This is a genomic window from Bradyrhizobium sp. USDA 3364, assembly GCF_054056355.1.
The window spans coordinates 5,756,002-5,781,676 of sequence record NZ_JBSRYG010000002.1; the positions used below are offsets into that span (position 1 = coordinate 5,756,002).

Below are 25,675 nucleotides of genomic sequence, written 5' to 3' on the forward strand. Positions count from 1 at the left end.
GGCGACGAGACACGGACATGGCAGGCGGGATGAGGGATTGGGGCCACAGGGTATTGATTGCACTGGTTTTGGGCGCGCTGCTGCCGCTGGCCTACAAGTGGCCGTTGCAATGGAGCGGTTCGGCGGCAAACGATGCGCTTAACGCGAACCGCGTGAACGCGGTGATCCCGCCCTCGCTTTTCGGCATGACGATCAACGCGATCGGGCAGTCGCAGCCATGGCCGGAGCTCAAGTTTGACGGCGTCCGGCTGTGGGGCGCGATCTACTGGGCGCAGATCAATCCGGCGCCCGGCATCTACAATTGGGCGCGCTTCGACGCGATCCTTGCGGCGGCCGAGCGCGAGCACGTCGAGATCGTGCTCAATCTCGCCTACACGCCGAGATGGGCCGCGTCGGTGAAAGACGCGCCGCCGGCGTTCACGCCCGGCGCGAGCTCGCCGCCTGCCGATCTGGCGTCATGGGATGAATGGGTGCGCGCGGCCGTTACACGCGCCGCCGGCCGCATCAAATACTGGGAAATCTGGAACGAGCCCGAGGATCCCAAATATTACTCGGGCGATATCGCGACCATGGTCCAGATGCAGAAGCGGGCCTACGAGATCATCAAGGCCAGCGATCCCAGCCTGACCGTGCTGACGCCGCCGTCCAACGGCACGCCCGATGGCTATCGCTGGCAACAGGCCTTCATGGCGCAGGGCGGCGGACAATATGCCGACGTGTTCGCCTTCCACGGCTATACGAGCAAGCCCGAAGCGGTGATTGGCATCATCGCGCGCTTCAAGCGGATCCTCGCCGCGCATGGTCTGTCCGCACGGCCGATCTGGGACACCGAGGCCGGCTGGTCGTCCTATGAGGACAATCCGGACGGGTGTCTGGCACGCGCCTACATCCTGAAATGGATCAGCGGTGTCGACCGGTTCTATTGGTACGAGTTTGCCGGTGGCGGCAGCGACTTTGGCAAATTATGGGATCCCGCACGCGGGCTGCTTCCGAGCGGAGTGGCCTACCGCACGATCCAGTCCTGGCTGGTCGGCGCAAGCGTCGTCGCCGCAGGCAGGACGTCGCCGTCGACCTGGCACGTCGAGCTTCGCATGCCGGATGGCCGCAACGGCTTGATCTTGTGGACCACCACGAGCCGGTCCGTCTATCGCGTCGATCCGCATTTCAGCCGCTACCAGGGCCTCGATGGCGGCGAAGGAGCTGTCGCCAATGGTGAGGTCGAGATCTCGCCCAAACCGGTCCTGTTGCTCGAATGATAAGGATGTTAAACACCGGACGATGCGATAACTATGACGATGTTCTTGTCTTCATTACGAGCGATGGGCGCGATAAAAGGAGCGCTGTTGACTTGAGGCGATTGACCGACTGTGAAGCAGATCGCGCAAAACTATAAGAGCGGCGAGCTCATGCTGATCGACGTGCCTGCGCCGCGCTGCCGCCCCGGCGGAGTTCTGGTGCGCACGGCGTTCTCGGCGGTATCGACCGGCACCGAGATGATGAAGTTCACCGAAGGCCGCCTGTCGCTGCTCGGCAAGGCGCGCGCGCGACCCGATCAGGTCGCCAAGGTGGTGCGTTCGGTCCGCCAGCAGGGACTGCTTGCGACCTATCAGAAGGTGATGAACCGCCTCGATTCCTACACGCCGCTCGGTTACTCGCTGTCGGGCACCGTCGTGGAGGTCGGCGAGGGCGTCGCCGGCTTCTCGGTCGGGCAGCGCGTCTGCTGCGGCGGCAATCAATATGCAACCCATGCTGAATATAATTGGGTGCCGGTGAACCTCTGCGTGCCGCTGCCGGACAGCGCATCGCTCGACCAGGCCGCATTCACCACGATCGCCTCGATCGCGTTGCAGGCAATGCGCCAGTCGGAGATCCGTTTCGGCGAAACCGCCTGCGTGATCGGCCTTGGCCTGATCGGGCAGATCATGGTGCGCCTGCTGCGCAGTGCCGGTGTCGTGGTCATGGGGCTCGACAGGCTGGAGGCGCGCTGTCGTCAGGCCGAGGCTGCGGGCGCTGCGATGTGCGCCGTCGCATCTGACGATGCCGCGGCCGAGTTTCGCGCGCGGATCGATCAGCTGACGGCAGCAAACGGCGTCGACTGCGTGTTCATCACGGCGGGCAGCGACGATCCCGATCTCGCATCGCGCGCGGCTGCGTTGCTGCGCGACCGCGGCCGCATCGTCGACATCGGCAAGTGCACGCTCAACCTGCCGTGGAACGAGTTCTACGACAAGGAGCTCGACGTTCGCTTCTCGCGCTCCTACGGCCCCGGCCGCTACGACCCGCTCTACGAGGAGGGCGGCATCGATTATCCGATCGGCCACGTGCGCTGGACCGAGAAGCGCAACATGGAAGCGATCGTCGCGCTGCTCGCCGACGGGCGGCTCGATTTTTCGTCGCTGATTTCCGAAGCCGTGCCGCTGGAGCAGGCGACGTCGGCGTTCGAGCGCATGAGCCGGGGCGAGGTCGGCCTGGGCATGGTGTTCGCCTATCCGGACGCTGCCCCGCGCGCGATGCAGATGACCTATCGTCCAGCCGTTGCGCTACGCAGCGGCCGGGTGCGGCTCGGCGTCATCGGCGCCGGCAATTATGCCTCCAGCATGCTGCTGCCGCAGTTGGCCAATCACGCGCGCGTCGATCTCGTCGAGGTCGCCACCAATACCGGTCTCAGCGGCGCCACCGCGGTGCGCAAGTTCGGCTTCGCGCGTGCCTCGACGGATGCGGCCTCGATGATCGCGGCCGACGACATCGATGCCGTGCTGATCGCGACGCGCCATGCCTCCCATGCCGACCTCGCAGCGCAGGTGTTGCGCGCCGGCAAGGCGGTGTTCGTCGAAAAGCCGCTGGCGATCGATACAGACTCGCTCGATCAGGTGGCGCAGGTGATCCGCGAAACCGGCAATAACCGACTGATGGTCGGCTTCAATCGCCGCTTCTCGCCGTTGCTGCAGGGCATGCGCGCGGCGTTCGCGCCGGCAGGGCCGCAGACCCTGCAATATCGCGTCATCGCCGGCCCGCTGGAGAAATCGTCCTGGTATCTGCAGGCCGAGAGCGAAGGCAGCCGCTTCGTCGGCGAGGGCGGCCATTTCATCGACGTGTTGTCCTGGTGGCTCGGTGCCGCGCCGGTCCGTGTCTTTGCGCGTGTCGCGGGTAAGGATGTCGACAATCTCGTCGCCACCTTCGACTTTGCCGATGGTTCGGTCGCGAGCCTCAGCTATCTCACCGGCGGCGATCCGCGGGTGCCGAAGGAAGCGCTCGAAATATCGGCCAGCACGGGCTTTGCCGCGTTCGACAATTTCTCGGGCTTCGAGGTTTGGCATGCCGGGCAGCGGACGGCGAAGACGGCGCGGCTCGACAAGGGCCAGCGGCCGATGCTGGATGCCTTCGTCGCGGCGGTCGCATCGGGGGCCGCAATGCCGATCGCGCTCGATTCGCTGCTTGCGACCACCCGCGCGACGCTTGCGGTGCAGGAGAGCGCGGCGGCCGGGATGCCGGTCGATCTCACGATCGGTGCAGCAGAGCAGGGCGTCGCGCGCGCCTCGACCGCGTCGAGATGAATCCGGCCTGGTATCTGCGCAGGCTACGGCGCATGGAGCCGTCCGAGCTTGCCGGACGGGCGAACGATCAGGTGCTGCGCCTGCTCTGGCGCATCACGCCGCCCGATATCGCGCGACGCGCCGGCGCCAGCCTCGTCGCCGGTCCACGGCAGCCGCGGCTGAAGCCGTTGCCCTTGCCGGCCGACGCGCCGCGAGCGGCCGCCCAGCGGCTGATCCAGTGCGCCGATCAGATTCTCGCCGGACACTGGCGGGTCTTTGCCAAGGACCATGGTGTGCTCGGCGAACGGCCCGACTGGTTCGTCGATGCCCGCAGCGGCAAGCGGGCGCCTGCGGACGTGTACGCGTTTGCGGTGCCCTATCGCGACGAAGCCGCGGTCGGAAACATCAAATACATCTGGGAGCCGTCGCGGCACCACCATCTGACCGTGCTCGCGGCGGCGTATGAGCTGACTTCGGACGAGCGCTACGCCCGGCGCGTCGCCGAGCATCTCACAAGCTGGTGGCGCGAAAATCCGTTCCCGCGCGGCCCGCACTGGGTCAGCGGCATCGAGCTTGGCATACGGCTGATCTCGTGGGCCTGGGTGCGCCAGCTACTGCGGAACTGGCCCGGCGCTGCGGCGCTGTTCGAGGACAACGACCTGTTCGTGACGCAGCTCTACGCGCATCAATACTGGCTGTCGCAGTTCCCGAGCCGCGGCTCTTCCGCCAACAACCACGTCATCGCGGAGGCTGCCGGACAGTTCGTGGCAGCCTGCGTGTTTCCCTTTTTCAGCGACAGCGCGCGATGGCGCGAGCAATCCGCTCGCACATTGGCGCACGAGGCCATTGCGCAAACCCTTGCCTGCGGCAGCAATGGCGAGCTTGCGACCGACTATCACGGCTTTGTCCTCGAACTGTTGCTTGCCGCGGCAGTGCAGGGCGAGTCGTCCGGACATCCGCTTGACGATGCGGTCTGGACCACGATGTGCCGCATGAGCGATGTCATTGCCGCGATGCTGGACGATCGCGCCCATCCGCCGCGCCAGGGTGACGGCGACGACGGCATCGGCCTGCTGCTCGACGATCACGCCGGCAATCGTTGGCTCGGCCTGCTCGCCACCGGTGCACGCCTGTTCGGCGATCTGCCATGGTGGCCCAAACTGCCGGAGCCCGACCTGCGGACGTTCATTCTGACCGACGGCATCGAGGCGCGTGCAATAGCCGCGCGTCCCGCGCGTCGTCCGCATCTGCTCGATGCGGCGGGACAGACCTTTCTCGTCGATGCCGACAGAGCGGTGTGGTGCCGCTGCGATCATGGTCCGCACGGCTTCGGGCGCATTGCGGCGCATGCCCATGCGGATGCGCTGTCGCTCGAATGCAGGATCGGCGGGGTCGAGATACTCGCCGATCCCGGCACCTATTGCTACCACGGCGATCCGCGATGGCGCGCCTACTTCCGCTCCACGCTGGCGCACAACACGCTCTGCTTGTTCGCGCGCGACCAGTCGGTGTCGGGCGGGCCGTTTCTCTGGACGCGGCATGCGCAAAGCCGGCTCGTCGCATCGAGCGGCCTGGATGATCGTGATGCGGACGCCAGCTGGGTCGCCGAGCATTCCGGATATCAGGATGAAGCCGGTCTCGTGCATCGCCGCGCGGTGCAATTGCAGCGTCAGGCGGCGCGGCTCGTCGTGACAGATATTGTGCTTTCCGATGAGGGGCTTGCGGCGCCGGCGAGCCTCAGCTGGCACCTCGGTCCCGAGGTCGAATGCAGGCTCGAAGGGCGCACGGCGCAGCTCGCATGGCCGGGCGGGCGAGGCGAGCTCGATCTGCCGGCAGAGCTCAGCTGGGTGTCGTATCGCGGCGACGAGACCATGCCGGCCGGCTGGTATTCGCCGTCCTTCGACGTGAAGGTGCCGGCGACGACGCTGATCGGCTCCGGGACGCTCGCCGCCGGTCAAAGTCTGGTGACGGAGCTGCGCTGGTTTGCGGAGCCGGCACGCCGATCATGAAGATCCTGGTCGCGCACAACCGATATCAGGGCCGCGGCGGCGAGGACGTCGTGTTCGAGGCCGAAGTCGATCTGCTGCGCGGCGCGGGACACAGTGTTGAAACCCTTACGGTCAGCAACGAGGCGATCAATTCGCTCGCCGCGCGCATCACCACGACGCTGTCGGTCGCCGACAACGCCGAGGGAAAACGGGTGATGGCGGCGGCGATCGACCGCTTTCGTCCCGACGTCGTGCACGTCCACAATTTCTTCCCGCTGCTGTCGCCCGCGGTGTTCGACCTCTGCCGGCGAAAGCGCGTGCCTGCGGTGGTGACGCTGCACAATTATCGCACCATCTGCACCGGCGGCATGCTGCTGCGCGACGGCCGCATCTGCCACAAGTGCCTCGACCGCGGCCATCTCTGGGGCGTTGCGCATCGCTGCTATCGCGGATCGCTGCCGGGCTCGATGGCCTCGGCCTACATGATCGCGCGGCATCAGCGCCGCGGCACCTGGACACGTCCCGGCCTGCGCCTGATCGCGCTGACGCAGTTTGCCCGGCGCCTGTTCACCCAGGCAGGCTTCGACGCAGACCGGATCGATGTGAAGCCGAACTTCATGGCCGATCCGGGCGCGCCCGAGCCGGCTCTGCCGCGTGCCGGGCTGCTCTATGTCGGACGGCTGAGCCGCGAGAAGGGCGTCGGCGTGCTGCTCGAGGCTGTTGCGGGGACCGGCGTGCCGTTGCGGATCGTGGGTGAGGGGCCGGAGCGCGCCGCGCTCGCGGCGCGGGCGACCGGCAATGTCACGTTCCTTGGTGCGCGCTCGCGCGCGGAGGTGCTCCGGGAAATGGCGAATGCCCAGGCATTGGTCGTGCCGTCGCTCTGGTACGAGGGATTTCCGATGGTCGTGGTCGAGGCCTTCGCACGGGGCACGCCGGTGATCGCGTCCGAGATCGGCGGACTTGCCGAGGTGGTGACCGCGGGCAAGACCGGCGCTCTGGTGGCGCCGGGCGACGCTGCCTCGCTCCGCGGCCGGATCGCCGACATTCTAGGCACCGCAGACCTCGCCGCGGCGTGGGGGCGGGCCGCGCGCGCCGCGTATCTCGAACTCTACGCGCCGGCCGAGAATCTCCGGCAACTCGAGGCGATCTACGCGCGCGCCGCCGCCGGATGATCGCACCGGAACGGTGGCTTCGCCCGTGATCGGGCGCCGTCTCGCGGATTTCGCGGGTCTCGCCACTAACAAATTGCGGCAAATCTGATGTTAATTTGTTATTTTGGGAGGCCGATCCGGCGCCGCGCCCGCTCTGGCCGGGCGATCGAATTGCCCCGATTCTCCGATTGATTCCCCGGTTTCCGCTCAAGCGGAGCCCACGAGCTACAACCAGGAACCGGTATAACGTCCGCCGGCTTGCCGGCCGGTTGCGAAGTTTGAAGCTTTTTTGGAAAAGCTCTCATGCGGCGCAGAAATATTTTTTCGGAATAGAAAATCGCCTTGAAGCGCGGGCAACGGCTGCGAAATTCGGCGCTCCGGCGTGATCCAGGGACCCGATGAAACCCCGTATAATCACTACCCTTTTTTGCGCCGCGGCTAACATTGGTGGGTGGCTTGCGCTGAATGTTAGTGCGCATGCGAAACGATGCTAAGTCTCACATAAATCACGTGGAACCGGTCGTTAACAGCACATTGCTGATTGACACTTCGGCCCTGCGGACTTAACAATGGACTTAACAAGTTCGTAACGTATGTCCACATTTGAGTTGCGTCGCAACAAACCAGTTGTGAATCAACAACTTACGTGTGGGCGAGCGGCTTGAATCCTCGTATCCCAAGCAGGGGCTACATCGATGGCGACTTACAATCTAGACCAAACTGACCTCAAAGCAGCGATCCACTCCAATATCGATCACACAACCCAGCAACAGATCCTTGACTATCTGATCAACGCGGGGGTCGGCTACACCAAGCCGGATAACGGCGCGACGATTCCGGTGCAGGAAGGGGCCGGGATCACCAACCCGGATCCGAACGCCAATGTTCTGATCGAAACCAACCCCGTTAACACTGTTAACACCGACGCCAACCTGAAGGCGATCATTGAGAACACCAGCCAGGACGTCACGCTGACGGTGAACGGCAGCACCCCGGTGCTGGTCGCGACCGGCCACGGCAACGATCAGGTGTTCATCAACAACACCGGCGACACGACGGTTCTCACCGGCTCCGGCAACGACACCATCTTCGGCGGTGCCGGTCACGACTCGATCGATGCCGGCTCTGGCAACGACGTGCTGGTCGACAACGCCTCCGGCCACAGCACGCTGGATGGCGGCAAGGGCAACGATCTGCTGTTCGGCTCCGGTGCCGACACGCTGAACGGTGGCTCCGGCAACGACACGCTTTACGGCGGCAGCTCGTCGCAGCTGAGCGGCGGCAACGGCAACGACGTGCTGGCGTCCGGCAGCACCGCCGGCAATTCCAGCACGCTGGATGGCGGCAAGGGCAACGATGCGCTGTACGCTGGTGCAGGCAATGACAGCCTGGACGGCGGCGCCGGCAACGACTCGCTGTATGGCGGTTCCGGTGTCGACACGCTGTATGGCGGCAACGGCAACGATCTCCTTGTCGGCGGTGCCCAGACTGCTTCTGAGTTCGGCGGCAACGGCAAGGACGTGCTCTACTCGGGCAGCGATGCGTCGCACGCGACCTCGCTCGATGGCGGTGCCGGCAACGACTCGCTCTACGGCGGTGCCGGCAACGACACGCTCTATGGCGGTTCCGGCAACGACACGCTGGTCGCCGGTTCGGGCAACCAGACGCTGATCGGCGGCGCCGGCAAGGACTCGTTCGTCGGCTCCGACACTGGTACGGCCTCGATGGTTGGTGGCTCTGGTCAGGACTACTTCTACCTGAACAACGCCAGCAGCAATGACACCATCGACGGCGGTGGCGGCAACAAGGACTCCCTGACCTTCCTTGATCACGCCTCGACCGATGTGACCGACATCAGCGCTGGCAAGGATGGTTCTCTGGACGTGAACTTCAGCAACGGCCAGGTGACCCAGATCAGCAACATCGAATACCTGATCTTCAACGATGGTCACTCGACCAAGCTGTAAGGTCCTAGGTCTTCACTAAGCGAAGGCGCCGCCTCAACCCTGGTTGAGGCGGCGCTTTTTTTGGACGGCATGTGGCGTTGTGATATGTCGTCTGATAATCTAAGGTAGTATCACGGGCTGCTCTCACGTGAGTCATCGAGAGAACTGACGAGCGGCTTGAATCCTTGTTTTCCAGGCAGGGGGGCACGTCGATGGCGACGTCCAATCTGAACCAGACCGACCTCGAAGCCGCAATCAACTCCACGATCGATCCCGCGACCCGGCAGCAGCTTCTCGACTATCTGATCGCCGCGGGGATCGGCTACACCAGCCCGGATAACGGCGCGACGGTCCCGGTTCAGCAGGGAGCTGGGATCAGCAATCCGGATCCGGACGCCAATGTTCTGATCGAAATCAATCCCAACAATACGGTTTACGTCGACGCCAACCTGAAGGCGATCGTCGAAGCCATCAACAGCGACGTGACGCTGTCGGTGATCGGCAGCGGCCCGGTGCTGGTCGCGACCGGCGCCGGAAACGACTATGTCTCCTTTATCAGCAGCAGGGGTACGGATTTTATCGGCGATACGACGGTCTTTTCCGGCGCCGGCAACGACACGGTGTTCGGTGGTGGCGCGTCGGAACTGTACGGCGATAGCGGCGACGACGTGCTGGTGTCGGGCAGCGTGGAGGACGGCAAACCCAGCACGCTTTACGGCGGTACCGGAAACGACACGTTGGTTGGTGGTTGGGCCGAAGATAGCCTGTATGGCGGCGACGGTGACGACTGGTTGAGCGCGGGTCCGGGTCTTAGCTACGAGGTCCTCGACGGCGGCCCGGGCAATGACACCCTCGTCGGCGGCCAATACTTGCTCGGCGTCGGCGGCTTCGGCGGCGAGCTCGACGGCGGCGCCGGCGACGACGTGCTCTACGCGGGTGAGTGGGTGCGTCCAGGCTCGATAATGATGCTGTCGGGCGGCGACGGCAACGACACGCTGCATGGCGCTGCGAGTGCCCTTGCCAACACGATGGATGGCGGCGCCGGCAACGACCTGCTGGTTGGCAGCGCCGGCACTGTTGCGGAGTACGGTGGCAGCGGGAACGACATTCTCTATTCAAACGCGCGTGACGTGTTGGGGGTCGTGCTCGAAGGCGGTGCGGGCGACGACACGCTGTTTGGTGGTGTCTTCGCTGGTACCGAAACGCTGCATGGCGACGCCGGCAACGACGTGCTGATCGGCGCCGCCGAGACCGGTTCCGAATACGGCGGCAGCGACAACGACATGCTCTACTCGGGCAGCGCTGCGGGGGGCGGCTCGTACCTCTCCGGCGATGACGGCAACGACTCGCTCTACGGCGGAGCGGGTACCGACATTCTGGATGGCGGCACCGGCAACGACATGCTGGTTGGCGGCGCTGGTAACGAGACGCTGTACGGCCGCGCCGGCGACGATGTGCTCTACTCGGGCGGCGATGCGTTCCACGCGAGCTTGCTTTTCGGTGGTGACGGCAACGACACGCTCGATGGCTCGCTCTCTGGCGACGCCCGCGGCGGCACGCTGCGAGGCGACGCCGGTAACGACCGGCTGATTGGCGGCAAGGGGGGCTTTACCGAGTACGGCGGCAGCGGCAACGACGTGCTCTACTCGGGCAGCGAGGCGTCGCGCGCGAACGTGCTTTTTGGCAATGACGGCAATGACGTGCTCTATGGCGGCGCCGGCAACGACACGATGTATGGCGACGCCGGCAACGATACACTGGTCGCCGGTTCCGGCCACCAGTGGCTGGTCGGCGACGGCAATGACGGGTCGTCGTTCGTCGGCTCCGCCACCGGCACGGCCTCGATGGTTGGCGGCTGGGGTCAGGATTACTTCTATCTGTCCAACGCCCACAGCAGTGACAGGGTCGACGGCCGTGGCGGCGACAAGGACTCGCTGACCTTCCTGGATCACGCCGTGACCGATGTGACCGGCATCACCGTCGGCAACAATGGTTTCCTGGACGTCAACTTCAGCAGCGGCCAGGTGATCCAGATCACCAACATCGAGTACCTGATCTTCAACGACGGTCAATCGATCAGGTTGTAAGATCGCAGGTCTCCGCTCAACCAGGGCGCCCTCTCAACCCGGGTTGGGCGGCGTCTTCCTTTTGATCGACCGCGCTGATCGGAACTTTGTCGACCGATCAGCGCCGATGCGCCGAATCCCTACCACAAGTTCCGCTTCGGGCATGTCCGCTAACGGATGTTAGAAGTTAGTTCGTCACATTCGGACCACGTAGCTTTTGTAAAGCGTAGTGCTCGCTCGACACGACGGAACTGTGGCCGGTGGTTTTCTGCCGCCGTGGTGAAGTGGGGTCGGGACGAACGATCGCTGCAGAAATCAGCAGCTCAATGCGCGAACCTTGGAGCTTTCGAATTGGCCAAGAAGAAAATGCTGAATGCCGGCGCTGGATCGACGGTGACCAAGCGCATCCAGCCGCTCATGACATCGCAGGACTGGGAGGAGATTCGGCTCGACGTCGACGGCGGCGTGAATCCCGACGTCGTCGGATCGATCACCGATCTCTCTCGATTGTTCCCGCTGGCCTCGTTCGACGCGATCTGGTGCTCCCATGTCATGGAGCATCTCTACGCCCATGAGATTCACCCGACGTTCGTCCAGTTCCGCGAGGTGCTCAAGCCGGACGGCTTCGCGCTGATCATGTCGCCCGACCTCGAGGCGGTCGCCCAGCACATGCTGATCCATGGTCTTGGCGCCGTCGCCTATGTGTCGCCGGCCGGCCCGATCCGGCCGCTCGACATGATCTACGGCCACTCCGGCGCAATCGAGCAGGGGCGCCATCACATGGCGCACAAGACCGGCTTTTCGACCGAGCGGATGGGGAACCTGCTGCTCAGCGCCGGTTTTCCGACCGTCTCCGTCCGGAGCGGGAACTTCGAGGTGTGCGCGCTGGCGCTGATGCCGGAAGCCAAGGACGAGCGGATCCGGCCGCAACTGGAGGCCTGCGGATTCGACTTCCAGGAGACGGTGGCCGCCGCCTCCTAGTTGTCGATGTTAAACAATGTTATAAAGTTCCGTGGTTGAACTGTCCGGGCGATGTTCGAAGCCGGCATCTCAACACGCCGCCTCTCATATCTTTTTGAGGCGGTCCACTGAAATGCTGCGTTAGCGAACTAACAGTGATAAGTTATGTCCTGCTCGAGACCGGTTCTTGCGCAGTCGAAACTTCGAGGCATTCATGACCAAACACCTCTCGCTCGTCGGCGCACCTTCGGTGGAGGGGCTGCCACCCTCGGGTCTCGCCTGTCTCGTCATCGTGGCAAGACAGCATGGTCTGCACCTGACCCCGTCCCAGCTGATCCACGACAATCTCCTGGGCGATCAGGAAGTCACGCTGCCCGAGCTTCTGAAGTGCGCCAATTCGTCGGGCATGACGGCAAAGCACGTCACGCTGGACTGGCAGGGCCTGAGCCACCTCAAGCGGGCGCTGCCGGCCATCGTTCGCCTGCGCGATGGCAGCCACATGGTGTTGCTGCGCCTCGAGGGCGATGAAAACAGCACCCGGGTGGTGTTGCAGGATCCGAACGCGAGCGAGGACGCGCTGCTCGTGATCGATCAGCCGCGCTTCGAGGACATCTGGTCGGGCGACGTCGTCATGGCCAAGCGCGACTACGAGATTTCCGACGAGACCCAGCCTTTCAGCTTCGGCTTTGTCACCGCCCTGCTGTTCCGGGAACGGCGCATCCTGCGTGACGTCGCGATCGCGGCGCTGATCCTGGGCTTCATGGGCCTGGCGCCGATCATGTTCTGGCGCCTGCTGTCGGACAAGGTCATTTTCTACAAGGCCTACAACACGTTCTACGTGCTGTGCATCGCGATGTTCGTGGTCATCATGTTCGAGGCCGCGTTCTCGTTCCTGCGCCAGTATCTCGTCCAGCGCCTGACGGCGCGTCTCGACGTCAAGCTGTCGACCTACGTGTTCGAGAAGATGCTCAACCTGCCGATCGACTATTTCGAGCAGAACCCGGTCGGTCTGGTCTCCCGCGACATCCGCGAAGTGTTCCGCATCCGCGGCTTCCTGACCGGCCAGCTGTTCGGAACCATTCTCGATTCGACGACGCTGTTCTTCTTCCTGCCAGTCATGTTCTTCTTCAGCCCGATCATGACGCTGATGGTTCTGGCCTTTGCCGGGATGATCGTGACCTGGCTCATCCTGATGCTGCCGGCCTACCGGAAGAAGTCCTCGGCCACCCTTGCGGCCGAAGGCGCGCAGGGCGCGTTCCTGATCCAGAGCCTGAACGGCATCAGGACCATCAAGTCGCTGGCGCTCGATGCGCGCCAGCGCCACATGTGGGACGTGCTTGTTGCGCGCGTCGCCAAGGCGCGTCTCGCCGAAGGCATGACTGGAACCGCCATTCAGACGGTGGTGAAGCCGTTGGAACGGCTGGCGGTGAGCGCTCCCTATGCGTTCGGTGTCTACCTTGCCGTGTCGAGCGGCGATCCGGTCTATGTCGGCGCGCTGTTTGCCTTCCTGATGCTGTCGCAGCGCGTTGCCGGCCCGCTGATGCAGATGGCCCAGCTCATCAACCAGTATGACGAGGCGCGCACGGCGGTGACGATCGTCGGCAGGCTGGTGAACCAGCCTCCCGAGGAGGGGCGCACCGGCCATGGCGTGCGGGCGCCGCTCAAGGGGCTGATCGAATTCTCCGGCGTCACGTTCAAGTACAAGGGCGCCGTCTCGCCGGCGCTGAACAACATCTCGTTCGAGATTCCGCTCGGCACGACGCTGGGCGTGATGGGTAAGAGCGGCTCGGGCAAGACCACGATCACGCGGCTGTTGCAGCGCCTGCATTCCGACTACGGCGGGTTGATCAAGGTCGATGGCATCGACGTTCGCGAATACGACGTCGACCATCTCCGGCGCAACGTCGGCGTGGTGCTGCAGGAGAACTTCCTGTTCAGCGGCACGATCCGCGAGAATATTTCGGCCGCAAAGCCCGATGCGACCTTCGACGACGTCGTCAGGGCGGCGCGAATGGCCGGCGCCGAGGAGTTCATCGACAAGTTGCCGCGCGGCTACGAGACCTATGTCTACGAGGGATCCACCAATCTCTCCGGCGGCCAGCGCCAGCGCCTCGCGATCGCGCGGGCGTTGATCGTCAATCCGCCGATCCTGATCCTCGACGAAGCGACCAGCGCGCTCGATGCGGAGAGCGAGACGATCGTCAACGCGAACATTTCGCGGATCGCGCACGGCCGCACGCTCATCATCATCTCGCACCGCCTGTCGTCGCTGACCAAGGCCGACGCGATCCTTGTGCTCAATCGCGGCGTGGTCAACGACATTGGCCGCCACGAGGAACTGCTGGAACGCAACGACATCTACAGCTCGCTCTGGTACCAGCAGAATACCCATCTTGTGCCGGCGGGCCGCCCCGAAAAGAACTTCAGGAGTCCGACCCTTGTCTCCTAATCAAGCGTCGCTTGCGACCGTTCGTCAGTTCCAGTCCGAAACCGATGCCATCCGCGAGGCGGCCGAGCCGTTGCTGGCCCGCGCCACGCTGTTCGTCCTGGCCGGGTTCCTGGTATCCGTCGTGGCGATCATGTGCTTCACGCGCGTCGATCGGGTGATCACGAGCGTGGGCGGCAAGATCGTTCCCGTCGATCAGATCAACGTGCTGCAGGCATTGGACGCGTCGATCATCAAGACGATCGATGTTCGAGAGGGTGAGCAGGTCGAGACGGGGCAGCAGCTTGCGACTCTCGACTCGACGTTCACCGCTGCCGACGTCACGCAGTACAAGCTGCAGATTGCGAGCCTCGAGGCGCAGGTCGCGCGGGACGAGGCCGAATTGTCCGGAAAGCAGTTGTCGTTCGGGCAATCCAAGGACCCCGAGGTCACCAGGTACAACGCCTTGCAAAAGGCGCTCTACGACCAGCGCATTGCCCAGTACACCGCGCAGGTGAACAGCTACGATTCCAAGATCAGCCAAACCGAAGCGACGATCCAGAAGGCGAAGAAGGACGACGAGCGGTACAGTCAGCGTGCCGAGATCGCCGGCAAGATCGAGGACATGCGCTCGACGCTCGCCGAAAGCGGCAGCGGATCCAAGCTCAACCTGTATCTGTCGCAGGATAACCGCCTGGAGCTGCTGCGTCAGATCGACAACACGCACAACGCCCTGCTGGAAGCGCAACACCAGCTGGATTCGCTGAAGGCGGATCGCAACGCCTTCGCCGAGCAGTGGAATGCGCAACTGAGCCAGGATCTGGTCACGACGCGCAACAATTTGGATACGGCCCGCTCACAGTATGACAAGGCGATCAAGCACCAGGACCTCGTGCGGTGGACCGCTGCCGAGCCCTCGGTCGTGCTGACGCTCGCCAAGCTCTCGGTCGGATCGGTGCTGAAGCCGGGCGATCCCTTCATCACGCTGATGCCGCTCAAGACGCGGCTCGAAGCCGAGATCCAGATCCTGTCGCGCGACGTCGGCTTTGTCCGGCCGAACGATCCGTGCACGATGAAGGTCGACGCCTTCAACGCGGCGGAGCACGGCACGGCGCAGGGCAAGATTCGCTGGATCAGCGAAGGCGCCTTCACGAACGATGACGACGGAAAGCCCGTCGACGCCTTCTACAAGGCGCGGTGTTCGGTCGACCAGACCAACTTCAAGGATGTTCCGAAGAACTTCCGCCTGATCCCCGGCATGACGCTGCAGGGCGACGTCAATGTCGGTACCCGCTCGGTGGCGATGTATCTGCTCGGCGGCATGCTGCGCAGCGCCAAAGAAGCAATGCGTGAGCCATGACGGCGGTGACGCGATCGCTTCTCGGGATGCTCCGACCCGGCTCGTCCCGTTCAGACTCCAAGCAGTTTGAGCGGGGGCTGGAGGCGTATGAGAACCGGCAATATCTCGAGGCGCTGCGCTTCTGGCGGCTCGCCTCGCGCGCGGGCAATCCGGAGGCGGATTACCGGATCGGGCTGCTCTACGCGAGGAATGAGGGCGTTATCGGCAGCCTGCCGGACGCGGTTGCGTGGTATGAACGCGCGGCGCTGAACGGACATACCGAAGCGCAATTCCAGCTCGGCTTGATCTACCTCAACGGGGTCAAGGCCATGGTCGGACCGAACAGGCCCGAGATGTGGCGGCAATCCACCACGGCGCGCCTCGGTGACAAGGCGACCAATCTCCATGATCTGGTCTTCCCGAACGGCATCGGTGTGCCGAAGGATGTCGACGCCGCCTTCCTCTGGCTGTCGGTGGCGGCGGAGGCCGGCAAGGCGGGGGCGCAGGCGATCCTCGGCGACATGTACGCCAACGGGTGGGGCTGCACCAAGGATCACGCTGTTGCCCTGCGCTGGTACGAGGCCGCGGCCGAGCAGAAGGCGGCGTCCGGCGAATTCGCGCTCGGCGATGTGCATTATCAAGGACGCGGCGTTCCCGTCGATTTCGAGCAGGCCGCGATCTGGTATCACAAGGCCGCGGAGCAGGGGCATGTACGCGCACAGGTTGCGCTCGCTTTCATGTGCCTCAAGGGCACCGGGCTCCCCGAGAATGTCGAAGAAGCCGCGCGGCTGTTCCAGAGTGCGGCTGCGCATGACGATGCAGTCGCGCTCTACAACATTGCGCTGTTGCGGCTGAGCGGCAAAGGGGCGGTCAAGGATCTCGACAAGGCCGAGACCGCGCTGCGCAAGGCGGCACGCAGGGACTACCTGCCGGCGATCCAGGCTCTGGCCGAGTTCTACGCGCTCGGCACCGCCGCCGAGCCGGATCTGCGCGAGGCGGCGTACTGGTACGAGAAGGCGGCCGAGCGTGGCGACGTGCAGGCGCAGTTCTTTACCGGACGTTTCTATGCCACCGGCACCGGCGTTCCGCCGAGCATCCGCCAGGCTGCGAAATGGTTCGAACGCGCGGCCGAGAGCGGCCACGCCACGGCGGCCCACAACATCGCGGTGTTCTATCTCAACGGCAACGGCGTCACGCGCGACGTCGCGGCGGCGATCAAGTGGTTCGAGCGCGCCTCCGAGGGAGGCATCAGCGCCGCGGGCGTGCAGCTCGGCCGGCTCTACTCGGCGGGCAACGGCGTGCCGCGCGATCAGGCGCGCGCCGCTGAATGGCTCAGCAAGGCGGCCAAGGGCGGCGACGCCGATGCGAAGACGGCCTACGCCATGTTTCTCATCCAGGAGGAGCCCTCCGAAGCGCGTCTTGCGCAGGCACGCACGCTGCTGACCGACGCTGCCGAGCACGGTCATTCGGCCGCGGCGTTCCAGTTGGGCGGGCTCCACATGGGAAGGTCCGGCGGCGCCGTCGATCTTCCGGCGGCTGCGCAATGGTTCAAGCGTGCGGCGAGTGCCGGCCATGTCGAGGCCCAGCACACCCTGGCGTTGCTGTATTCCGATCCCAAGAGCGGCCTCAAGGATCCGCAGGCCGCCGCCGGCTGGATCGTCAAGGCCGCCGACGGCGGCAACGCAGCCGCGCAGTTCAAGCTTGCCGTTATGTATTGCACCGGGCAGGGCGTCGACCAGGACCTTGCTCAGGGCGTGACGTGGTACGAGGCCGCGGCGCGCCAGGGCCACACCACGGCGCAATACAACCTTGCCGTGATGCTGGGCCGCGGACAGGGCCGCGAGGCCGATCCGGCGAAGGCGGCCGAGTGGTTCGAGGCGGCTGCAAAGCAGGGCATGGTCGAGGCGCAGCTCGCAATCGGCGATGCGCTGCGCGCCGGCAACGGCGTCACGCAGGACCGCGACCAGGCGCTGCGCTGGTATCGACAGGCGGCGCAGCAGAACAACGAAGGCGCGCTGCGTCGTCTGCAGGCAATGGGCGAGAGCGTCGGCTGAGATTGCTGGAGGCGGACAATTCGTCGCGCGCCGCAACGGCAGACATGATGAACGGCTCTGTTTTTGAGCGCGAAGGCACGGAAGCGGGCACGACTGCGTGACAATCTAGGCAGGACTAACAATGGCTTTCATATCGACGACAGAGAGATTGCGTTAATGTCGTGTTCGCGGAATAAATGCTCATTGTACCCTCTGGTTGTGTGAAGATGATCGATAAGCACCAGGGGGTCGCGATCTTGAGCGTGTCATGCAATGTGATCCCGGCATCGAACTTCCGCATGACCGGGAAAGAAACTGGAGCCAGCGTTAAACGTTGGCAGGAGATTGAGTGGCAATGAACAAGATTGTGGAACGGAGCGTCAGGGACACGAAGGAAATGTTGCCCGTTGCCAGTCCGGTTCAACAGGAAGACCATCCGCAGAGCCTGTTCCTGGATCCCGATGTAAGCGACCTGCAGTCAGGACCGCGGCTGCGTGGCGCGATCCTCGAATATTCGGGGCGAGGGATCTCGGGCTGGATTGTCGATGCCCAGTCGCCTGCTTCAACCGTTTCGCTCGCGCTGTTTGTCGCTTCGCACTGTGTCGAGGAGGGACGGACGGGCCGATCCATGCCGTCGCGCGTCGGTCCGCGCAGTGTAATCGGGCGTCCCGGATTTCGTATCGATCTATCCACGCCGGGTGTGCGCCGTCGTCTGTCGCGCGCCCTGAGAAATGCGCTTCTGGATCCCAAGCATGCGCAGATCTATCTCCGCATCAGCCTGAGCGACGGCGAATATTACGAGATACCGCTGTTCGAGAACTTTACGCCGGGTGAAGTGGTCGTTGCGCTCGGCTTCTCGACCGCGGATTACGACGACCTGCTGTTTCCCAGCAGCGACAGGATCGTGACCGGACTGGCGGACGCTCCCGCCAAGGAGGTGCGCTACATTTGCTTCTACCTGCCGCAATTCCATTCATTTGAAGAAAATGACAGATGGTGGGGACCGGGATTCACCGAGTGGACGAACGTCGCGCGCATGCGCGCCCAGTTTCCGGCGCATGAATCCCCGTGGCTGCCGGCCGATCTCGGATTCTACGACGTCCGGCTGCCGGAGACGCGTCGTCAGCAGGGCGAGCTGGCGCGCAAATACGGCATCGATGGCTTCTGTTACTATGTGTATTGGTTCCAGGGCCGCAGGCTGCTGGAGAAGCCGCTCCAATTGATGCTCGAGGACGGCGAGCCGAACCTGCCGTTTTGCATTTGCTGGGCAAACGAGAACTGGTCCCGCCGGTGGGACGGCTCGGATGCCGAGCTGCTGCTCGGGCAAAATCACTCGCTGGACGACGATGTTCGCTTCATCGACGACATGGCCGACCTGCTGCTCGATGAACGCTACATCACCGTCGATGGCCGCAAGGTCATCGTCATCTACAGACCGTCATTGTTGCCGGACAAGCAGCGCCTGTTCGAGATCTGGCGCGAGCGGGCAAGAGAGCTCGGAATCGGCGAGTTGCTGATCTGCAACGCGATGACCTTCGGCGAGTTCGATCCGCGCGATGTCAATTGCGATGCGGCGATCGAGTTTCCGCCGCACACCGTCTCGACGAGGGAAGTGCCGCCGACCGAAGTCGATGCACCGCCGACCTTCGCCGGAAAGGTGTACGACTATGTCGATGCGATGCGATCGTCGATCGGCAAGACCTACGATTTCCCGTTCTTTCCCGCGGTGATGCCGCGTTGGGACAATACGCCCCGCAAGGGCGCGCGCGGCCACGTCTTTACCCGGTCCAGTCCGGAGGCGTTCGAGGTTTGGCTTCGCGATGCGACCCTGCGGGCCAAGGGCAACAGCTTTTCCGAGTCTTTGGTGTTTATCAATTCCTGGAACGAGTGGGCGGAAGGTGCGCATCTCGAACCGGATTCGCGTTATGGACGGGCGTTCCTCGAGGTCGTGCGCAGGGTCGCATCGGCCGAGCCCATTTCAACCCAGATTCGGAACAGCCCGGACCTGCTGGATTGCCTGAGCCGGCAGGAGCTCGAGTGGGCGGTGAAGGAGGCCTCGACGCATGTCGAAGTGCTCGCAAGCCTGCATCGATCGGGCCTCACGCATTCGGGGGTGCAGCGCCTCAGAAGCGGCATTCCGGTCGAGCTGGCAGGCGCGTCCGATCATCCGGCAGGTTCGCTGCTGGTCATCGAAAACATCAATTCTCAAACGGGCGAACGCGTGATCGTTGATCCGCGCTACGAGATATTGGTGCGGGGATGGATTTGCGCGGGCAATGCGTTCGAGGCAAGCCGGCAACGGACGGGCTTCCTGACCCTGTCGGGGCTCACGCCGGAGAGCGCGGTCAACAGCGGCTACTGCCTGATGGTCGATTGGCACGAGCGCGTGGACGTGAAGGAATACATGAAGGCGGAGAGCAAGGACTGCTATTTCGGCTTCCAGGTGTCCTTCTCGATCAGGGATTTGCCGGATGGCGAGTATCAGCTCGCGGTGCTGGAGGTCGGCGACGGCGCCAGTGCCCTTGTGAGGTCCCGCCATTCGATCATCGTGAGACGTTGAGGTCGCGCCGATGCTCGCAAGTGTCGTCATCGCCTGCTACAAGCACGAGCAGTATCTCGAGGAATGCCTCGAGACTGTCTATCAACAGACTTTTGCCGATATTGAGCTCGTCATCGTGGACGACCATTCGCCGGACAAGAGCTTTGAAGTCGCGCAGAAGATGATCAAGAAGCGGTCGTTCGGAAAGCGCTTTCTTTCCTGCCGGCTGCTCAAGAACCCCCAGAACCTTGGTGCGCACTACACCTGGAACAGGGCGTTGTCGTTGACCAAGGGCGACATGATCTTCCTTTTGAACTCGGACGATGCGTTCTCGAAGGACCGGGTTCGACTGTTCGCGGACAAGCACGGCGACGAGCGGCTGTTCTTCGGCTTCTCGGCCGTCGAGCCGATCGACGAACATGGAAAGTCGATCAGCAACTACCAGTTTCCGACGCGCCTGCGCTATGCGATCGATCGGGCCCAGATTGCCGGTGCGCCGCTGTCATGGACGTTTCTGGATTCCCAGATTGCCGCGTCGACCGGAAACTTCGTCTTTAGCCGTGAACTGCTGCGGCAGGTGGGTTGGCTCGCCGACCTCAAATACTGCCACGACTGGGACTTCGCGCTGCGCGCCGTGACCAAGGTCGAGCCGACCTATCTCGAGGAGGATCGATATCTCTATCGACTTCATTCGACCAACAGCTTCCGAAGTCTGAGCAAGGTGGCAGAGAGCGAGACCAAGGCCTGCATGATGTCGTATTGCCTGAACGCAATCGCCACGCGGCCGCAAAACAAGACCTGCCTCAGCCCGTCCAATTTCGGCGATTCATTCTACGACTTCGTGAAGCTTCACCCGAACTTCAATTATTGGGTGAAGCAGATCTACGCGCCCTATCATCTGGAACATCGGACGGTGGAGTCCAACGATCGGACCAGGCCGATCCGTTGGCGCTGATCGAGCCGCGCAAAGCCGCAAAGGTCCCTTCCGATCATCTCGGAGCGGACCTTTGATTTTTGATTTTCGGTGCGTCTGCCGACCGCGTCGGCACCCGGATTGGCGGCCTCTCGGCCCAGGAATTTCGTGTCCGGCCGGCACGATGTAGGGCTCGCCGTGGCCGGCTGCGTTCGCATCGGATCTGAACTTGCTCAGTCGGGCGCGTAGGCCCTGCACGCCGCCCCAGATTCGCTGCACATCGGCACCCCTTGATGAAGCCCAGGGCAGAAGGCTTGCGGATAACGAAGTCAAAAACATCCTTCTTGCAAGCGCGAACGGCTTGCGGCCTGCTTCGTTCCCACTGTCCGTGGCGATCTCCGATCGTTCCCGCCCTGTGGCACGGTTTCATGCAAATGACATCGAGCCTTGTACTCTATTGTATTGATTTTCCTCGAAATAACCTTACAACAGTTAACTGTGAGCACTGCGTGTTATGGCCTTATTCTTGTAGGATAAGTGCGCTAATAAGGAATTCGTGGTGCGAACCAATGTTAATTGCTTGTTGATCTCGTGGGGAGCGGCTCAGGTTGGACATGGAAATTCCGGCATTGTCTAGTTTCAGCTCAGGCGTGAATCTCGATACGCTTCCAGCAAGTGAGATCGAGACAAGGCTTAGAGATTTCTTTTCCGGGCGGATCGCGAATCCGAAACCCGACGAGTTGATCCAATCGGTCAAGCAGTTGGAGCAGCAATTCGGCGATTACAAGGAATTCCAGTTTGCAAAGGCGGCCATGCTTGTGCAGGCATGTGACTTCGCCGGAGCGCGTGGGATCCTTCTCGACCTCGTCAAGCAGTTGCCATCCGACTCGCGGGTGCTGCATCGCCTTGCGATCGCGGATCTCAACATGGGGTCCGCCCAGGAAGCGCAGGACGTCTATCTTGCGGCGCTCGCTGCGGCCCCGAAGAGCGAAAATCTGCGGCGCGAGTTCGCCGGGCTGCTGCGCGTGATGGAAGCGAAGAAGCTCTACGCCGGCGTCGACCGGAAGAAGCACGGTCTGGCTGTCGTGTGCGCCATCAAGAACGAGGGCGACGATCTGCTGGAGTGGCTGCACTTCCACCGGCTGGTCGGAGTCGATCACTTCTACCTCTACGACAACGGCAGCACCGATAATACGCGTGCCGTCATCGAGTCCTTCCCATGGCCCGAAATGATCACCTATCATTTCGTGGAAGGGGAATTCGGCCAGATGCGCGCCTTCTCGCACGCGATCGACAGCTATCGCAATTGCGCGGAATGGTGCGCCTTCATCGATGCCGACGAGTATCTGTTTCCGACCAAGGCCGGCAACATCAGGGACGTCCTGGCGCAGGTCGGTCCGGCGCCGGCGGTGGCGGTCCACTGGCTGAACTTCGGGTCGAACGGTCACGACGCGAGGCCGGCGGGCCTGTGCATCGAGTCCTTCACGCGCCGCGCTCCGGACGACTTCCCGGATCACTTCATCATGAAGTCGATCGTGCGGCCCGACACCATCGTGTCCTACCTGCATCCCCACCAATCGCTTGTCTTGGGGTGCTACGTCGCCGAGGACGGCACGCCTGTCTTCCCGATCGGCGGGCGCTGCACCGCGCCCAAGCGCGACAAGCTCGTGATCAATCACTACTACACGAAGTCAAAGCAGCAATTGCTGAAGAAGCGTGAGCGCGGCAGGCCGCTGGGCGATGGCGATCCTGAAAAGATCCGCGCGATGGAGTTCTTCACGTTGCGGGATCGCAACGACGTGGAAGACGCAACCATTCAACGGTTTCTTCCGGAGCTGAAGAAACTGGTTCAGGGCTGAAGCGGGGGAATAGCGACGTCAACGCTAGACTAAAAGGGCGCGCCGAGTGGCGCGCCCTTTTAGCGTTTGAAGTGAAAAAGTGATCTCGCTTCGATCGCGCTGCGCGGCGAACGGCTACAGCGGCTCCAGCCGATATTTCGCAAGCAGCTGCTGCGCGGCGGCGAGGTCGATCTGCGCCGGCCGCTGGAAGATCGACATGTTGTTGGCGCGGGCGATTTCGCGAGCGACCGTCCGCACCGAATGGTAGTGGGGACGGTTCTCGAAGTCGTGAATTGCGATGAAGGCGCCGGGTGCGCCGTGCAGCACGCACTGCACGAAGCACGCCACACGAAACCGGCCGTCGACGAAATACAGGTCCGCGGTCCTGCTTTCCGGACGCTGCCAGACACGCTCGTGATAATCGGGCCAGGAGCTCTCCTTCTCCTTCTCCACCGGATAACCCCACTCGCGCAGCTTGCCGATATCGACGTGCAGCAGCTGCGGCTGGGTGCTCGCGCCGCGTGTGGCGTCGCCGACATTGTTGAGCCATTCCAGGGAGGAATCGATCGAGATGACCCAGTCCTTCCTGGTTTGACAGGCGAGCCAGGTGCTGCCTCCCGAGCCAAATTCCAGATAGCGTTTCGAGAGATCCACGAAACTTTTGAACAGTGTCAGTTCCTGACCGTCCATTGCGATTTTCATGGCGGGACCCCGTGGTTTCTCGATTTGCTGTTTGGCGGGTGGCTGCCAATCCACTGTCGGAAGGCGGTCGCTGCTCGCCGAGCCGCGATGAGATTCCGCTGAATCCTCATCGCGCTTCTCGGCTTCGTGCTGGCTATCCACGCCGCTGATCTGGAGAGATCGGCGATTACTGGTTCAGGCCGACGCGCTCGACCTTGTAGCCCCGCTCCAGGATCGTGCGCCACCAGGGTTGCTCGTCGACATACCAGCGCACCGTCTTGGCGATGCCGGTCTCGAAATTCTCCTCGGCGCGCCAGCCGAGTTCGGTTTCGAGCTTGGTGGCGTCGATGGCGTAGCGGCGGTCATGGCCGGGACGGTCGGCGACGAAGTTGATCAGCCGGCGCCGCGGGCCTGCCGCGGCCGGCGCCACCTCGTCGAGCAGGTCGCAGATGCTTTCCACGACGTGCAGGTTGGTGCGCTCGTTGCGGCCGCCGACATTGTAGGTCTCGCCGACCTCGCCGCGCTCCAGCACCAGCGTCAGCGCCTTGGCGTGATCCTCGACGAACAGCCAGTCGCGGATATTCTGGCCGTCGCCATAGACCGGCAGCGGCTCGCCGGCGAGCCCCTTGATGATCATGTGCGGGATCAGCTTTTCCGGGAAGTGATAGGGGCCGTAATTGTTGGAGCAGTTCGTCACCATGGTCGGCAGATCATAGGTCTCGCGCCAGGCGCGCACCAGGTGATCGGACGATGCCTTGCTGGCCGAATAGGGCGAGTTCGGCGCATACGCCGTGGTCTCGGTGAACAGCCCGTCGTCGCCGAGCGAGCCGAACACCTCGTCGGTCGAGATATGCAGGAAGCGGAACTGGTCGCGCTTCTCGGGCGAGAGCGTGCGCCAGTGCCGCAGTGCCTCCTGCAGGATCGTGAAGGTGCCGACAATGTTGGTCTGGATGAATTCGCCGGGGCCGTCGATCGAGCGGTCGACATGGCTCTCCGCGGCAAGGTTCATCACCGCATCGGGCTGATACTTCTCGAACAGCCGCCGCAGCACCTGTCCCTCGCAGATGCAGGCCTTTTCGAAGCTGTAGTTCAGGCTCTCGGTCGAGCCGGGCAGGGACCCCAGATTGGCCGCATAGGTCAGCTTGTCGATGTTGACGACGCGGGCGTGGGTGTCGCGCAGCAGGTGACGGACCACGGCGGAGCCGATGAAACCTGCTCCGCCGGTGACGAAAATCGTCGATCCCTTAAACCGCATGTTTGAATACCTCTGCCGTGCGGGGCTGACCCTGGAATGCGCGGTATACCGACAGCAGGTACTCGCCGTAGCTGCTCTTGGCGGTCTTTTGCGCCACCCTCGCGAAGGCCTCGAGCGAGATGTAGCCCTGGCGCAGCGCGATCTCCTCGGGGCAGGCGATGCGCAGGCCCTGGCGCTGCTCCAGGATCTGGACGAAATGGCTGGCCTCGACCAGCGAGGAGTGGGTGCCGGTGTCGAGCCAAGCGAAGCCGCGGCCGAGCACCTCGACATAGAGCTCGCCACGCTCGAGATAGGCCTTGTTCACGTCGGTGATCTCGATCTCACCGCGCGGCGACGGCTTGATGCCGGCGGCGATGTCGACGACATCATTGTCGTAGAAATAGAGGCCGGTGACGGCGACGTTGGACTTCGGCCGCTTCGGCTTCTCCTCGATCGACAGCGCCCGTCCGGTGCCGTCCAGCTCGATCACGCCATACTGCTCCGGCGCGTTGACGACGTAGCCGAACACGGTGGCGCCCTTCTTGCGGACCGAGGCGGCGGACAGCATGCTCGGCAGGCCGTGGCCGTAGAAAATGTTATCGCCTAACACAAGGGCAACGGAGTCATCACCGATGAAGTCGCGTCCGACGATGAAGGCGTCGGCAAGACCGCGCGGGGTTTCCTGCGTGGCGTAGGAGAACCGGACACCGATCTCGCTGCCGTCGCCGAGCAAGCGCTGGAACAGCGGCTTGTCCTGCGGCGTGGAGATGATCAGAATGTCGCGGATTCCGCCCAGCATCAGCGTCGACAGCGGATAGTAGATCATCGGCTTGTCGAACACAGGCAGCAGCTGCTTGGAGACGACAGTGGTCACCGGATAGAGGCGCGAGCCGGTGCCACCGGCAAGGATAATGCCTTTCATGGTCCCTCACAATTTGACTATCAGAACATAACATATAGCGTGCGCTGCACAAGTTTGTTATGAGAGGGAAATTAACATTTCAAGCGCGTCAAACTGGAACAAATGTT

16 protein-coding genes are annotated in these 25,675 nt (G+C 63.2%); 13 read left to right on the forward strand and 3 right to left on the reverse strand.

The window, feature by feature from the left end; genetic code table 11:
* Positions 1 to 17 precede the first annotated feature (17 nt).
* The 13 genes from ACVILL_RS27070 (at position 18) to ACVILL_RS27130 (ending at position 22,752) form a co-directional block, all read left to right on the forward strand.
* A complete protein-coding gene (locus ACVILL_RS27070; RefSeq protein ID WP_456731834.1) occupies positions 18 to 1,256 on the forward strand; it encodes a glycosyl hydrolase in 1,239 nt (412 codons plus the stop codon).
* Positions 1,257 to 1,406: 150 nt separating this feature from the next.
* The gene (locus tag ACVILL_RS27075; protein ID WP_456731835.1) at positions 1,407 to 3,554 is read left to right on the forward strand and encodes a bi-domain-containing oxidoreductase; all 2,148 of its coding nucleotides are present in this window, start codon (positions 1,407 to 1,409) and stop codon (positions 3,552 to 3,554) included.
* Positions 3,551 to 5,542, forward strand: a complete 1,992-nt coding sequence (locus ACVILL_RS27080) for an alginate lyase family protein (protein ID WP_456731836.1) — start codon at positions 3,551 to 3,553, stop codon at positions 5,540 to 5,542. The genes ACVILL_RS27075 and ACVILL_RS27080 overlap by 4 nt, the downstream gene beginning before the upstream one ends.
* Entirely contained in the window at positions 5,539 to 6,693 is a 1,155-nt protein-coding gene (locus tag ACVILL_RS27085) for a glycosyltransferase (protein ID WP_456731837.1), read from the forward strand. The genes ACVILL_RS27080 and ACVILL_RS27085 overlap by 4 nt, the downstream gene beginning before the upstream one ends.
* 674 nt (positions 6,694 to 7,367) lie before the next feature.
* Complete coding sequence (locus ACVILL_RS27090) at positions 7,368 to 8,639, forward strand: calcium-binding protein (RefSeq protein WP_456731838.1); 1,272 nt, start codon at positions 7,368 to 7,370, stop codon at positions 8,637 to 8,639.
* Positions 8,640 to 8,830: 191 nt separating this feature from the next.
* Positions 8,831 to 10,705, forward strand: coding sequence for a calcium-binding protein (locus ACVILL_RS27095; protein ID WP_456731839.1), 1,875 nt, complete (start codon positions 8,831 to 8,833; stop codon positions 10,703 to 10,705).
* Positions 10,706 to 11,050: 345 nt separating this feature from the next.
* Positions 11,051 to 11,665: a class I SAM-dependent methyltransferase gene (locus ACVILL_RS27100; RefSeq protein ID WP_456734374.1), complete on the forward strand. Its 615-nt coding sequence runs from the start codon at positions 11,051 to 11,053 to the stop codon at positions 11,663 to 11,665.
* A 193-nt stretch (positions 11,666 to 11,858) separates the two neighbouring features.
* Entirely contained in the window at positions 11,859 to 14,093 is a 2,235-nt protein-coding gene (locus ACVILL_RS27105; RefSeq protein ID WP_456731840.1) for a peptidase domain-containing ABC transporter, read from the forward strand.
* Positions 14,083 to 15,429, forward strand: coding sequence for an HlyD family type I secretion periplasmic adaptor subunit (locus tag ACVILL_RS27110; protein ID WP_456731841.1), 1,347 nt, complete (start codon positions 14,083 to 14,085; stop codon positions 15,427 to 15,429). Before ACVILL_RS27105 ends, ACVILL_RS27110 begins: the two co-directional genes overlap by 11 nt.
* Before the next feature lie 26 nt (positions 15,430 to 15,455).
* Complete coding sequence (locus ACVILL_RS27115) at positions 15,456 to 17,462, forward strand: SEL1-like repeat protein (protein WP_456731842.1); 2,007 nt, start codon at positions 15,456 to 15,458, stop codon at positions 17,460 to 17,462.
* A 334-nt stretch (positions 17,463 to 17,796) separates the two neighbouring features.
* The gene (locus tag ACVILL_RS27120) at positions 17,797 to 20,001 is read left to right on the forward strand and encodes a glycosyltransferase WbsX family protein (RefSeq protein WP_456731843.1); all 2,205 of its coding nucleotides are present in this window, start codon (positions 17,797 to 17,799) and stop codon (positions 19,999 to 20,001) included.
* A gap of 10 nt (positions 20,002 to 20,011) precedes the next feature.
* Complete coding sequence (locus tag ACVILL_RS27125; protein ID WP_456731844.1) at positions 20,012 to 20,935, forward strand: glycosyltransferase family 2 protein; 924 nt, start codon at positions 20,012 to 20,014, stop codon at positions 20,933 to 20,935.
* Positions 20,936 to 21,633: 698 nt separating this feature from the next.
* Entirely contained in the window at positions 21,634 to 22,752 is a 1,119-nt protein-coding gene (locus ACVILL_RS27130; RefSeq protein WP_456731845.1) for a glycosyltransferase family 92 protein, read from the forward strand.
* A gap of 114 nt (positions 22,753 to 22,866) precedes the next feature.
* Here the strand turns inward: ACVILL_RS27130 and ACVILL_RS27135 are convergent, their stop codons facing one another.
* From ACVILL_RS27135 to rfbA, 3 genes are all read right to left on the reverse strand, one after another.
* Positions 22,867 to 23,433, reverse strand: a complete 567-nt coding sequence (locus ACVILL_RS27135) for a hypothetical protein (RefSeq protein WP_456731846.1) — start codon at positions 23,431 to 23,433, stop codon at positions 22,867 to 22,869.
* Between the two features lie 166 nt (positions 23,434 to 23,599).
* Positions 23,600 to 24,667, reverse strand: a complete 1,068-nt coding sequence (gene rfbB / locus ACVILL_RS27140; RefSeq protein WP_456731847.1) for a dTDP-glucose 4,6-dehydratase — start codon at positions 24,665 to 24,667, stop codon at positions 23,600 to 23,602.
* Complete coding sequence (rfbA, locus tag ACVILL_RS27145) at positions 24,657 to 25,568, reverse strand: glucose-1-phosphate thymidylyltransferase RfbA (protein WP_456731848.1); 912 nt, start codon at positions 25,566 to 25,568, stop codon at positions 24,657 to 24,659. Before rfbA ends, rfbB begins: the two co-directional genes overlap by 11 nt.
* Between the last annotated feature and the right edge of the window lie 107 nt (positions 25,569 to 25,675).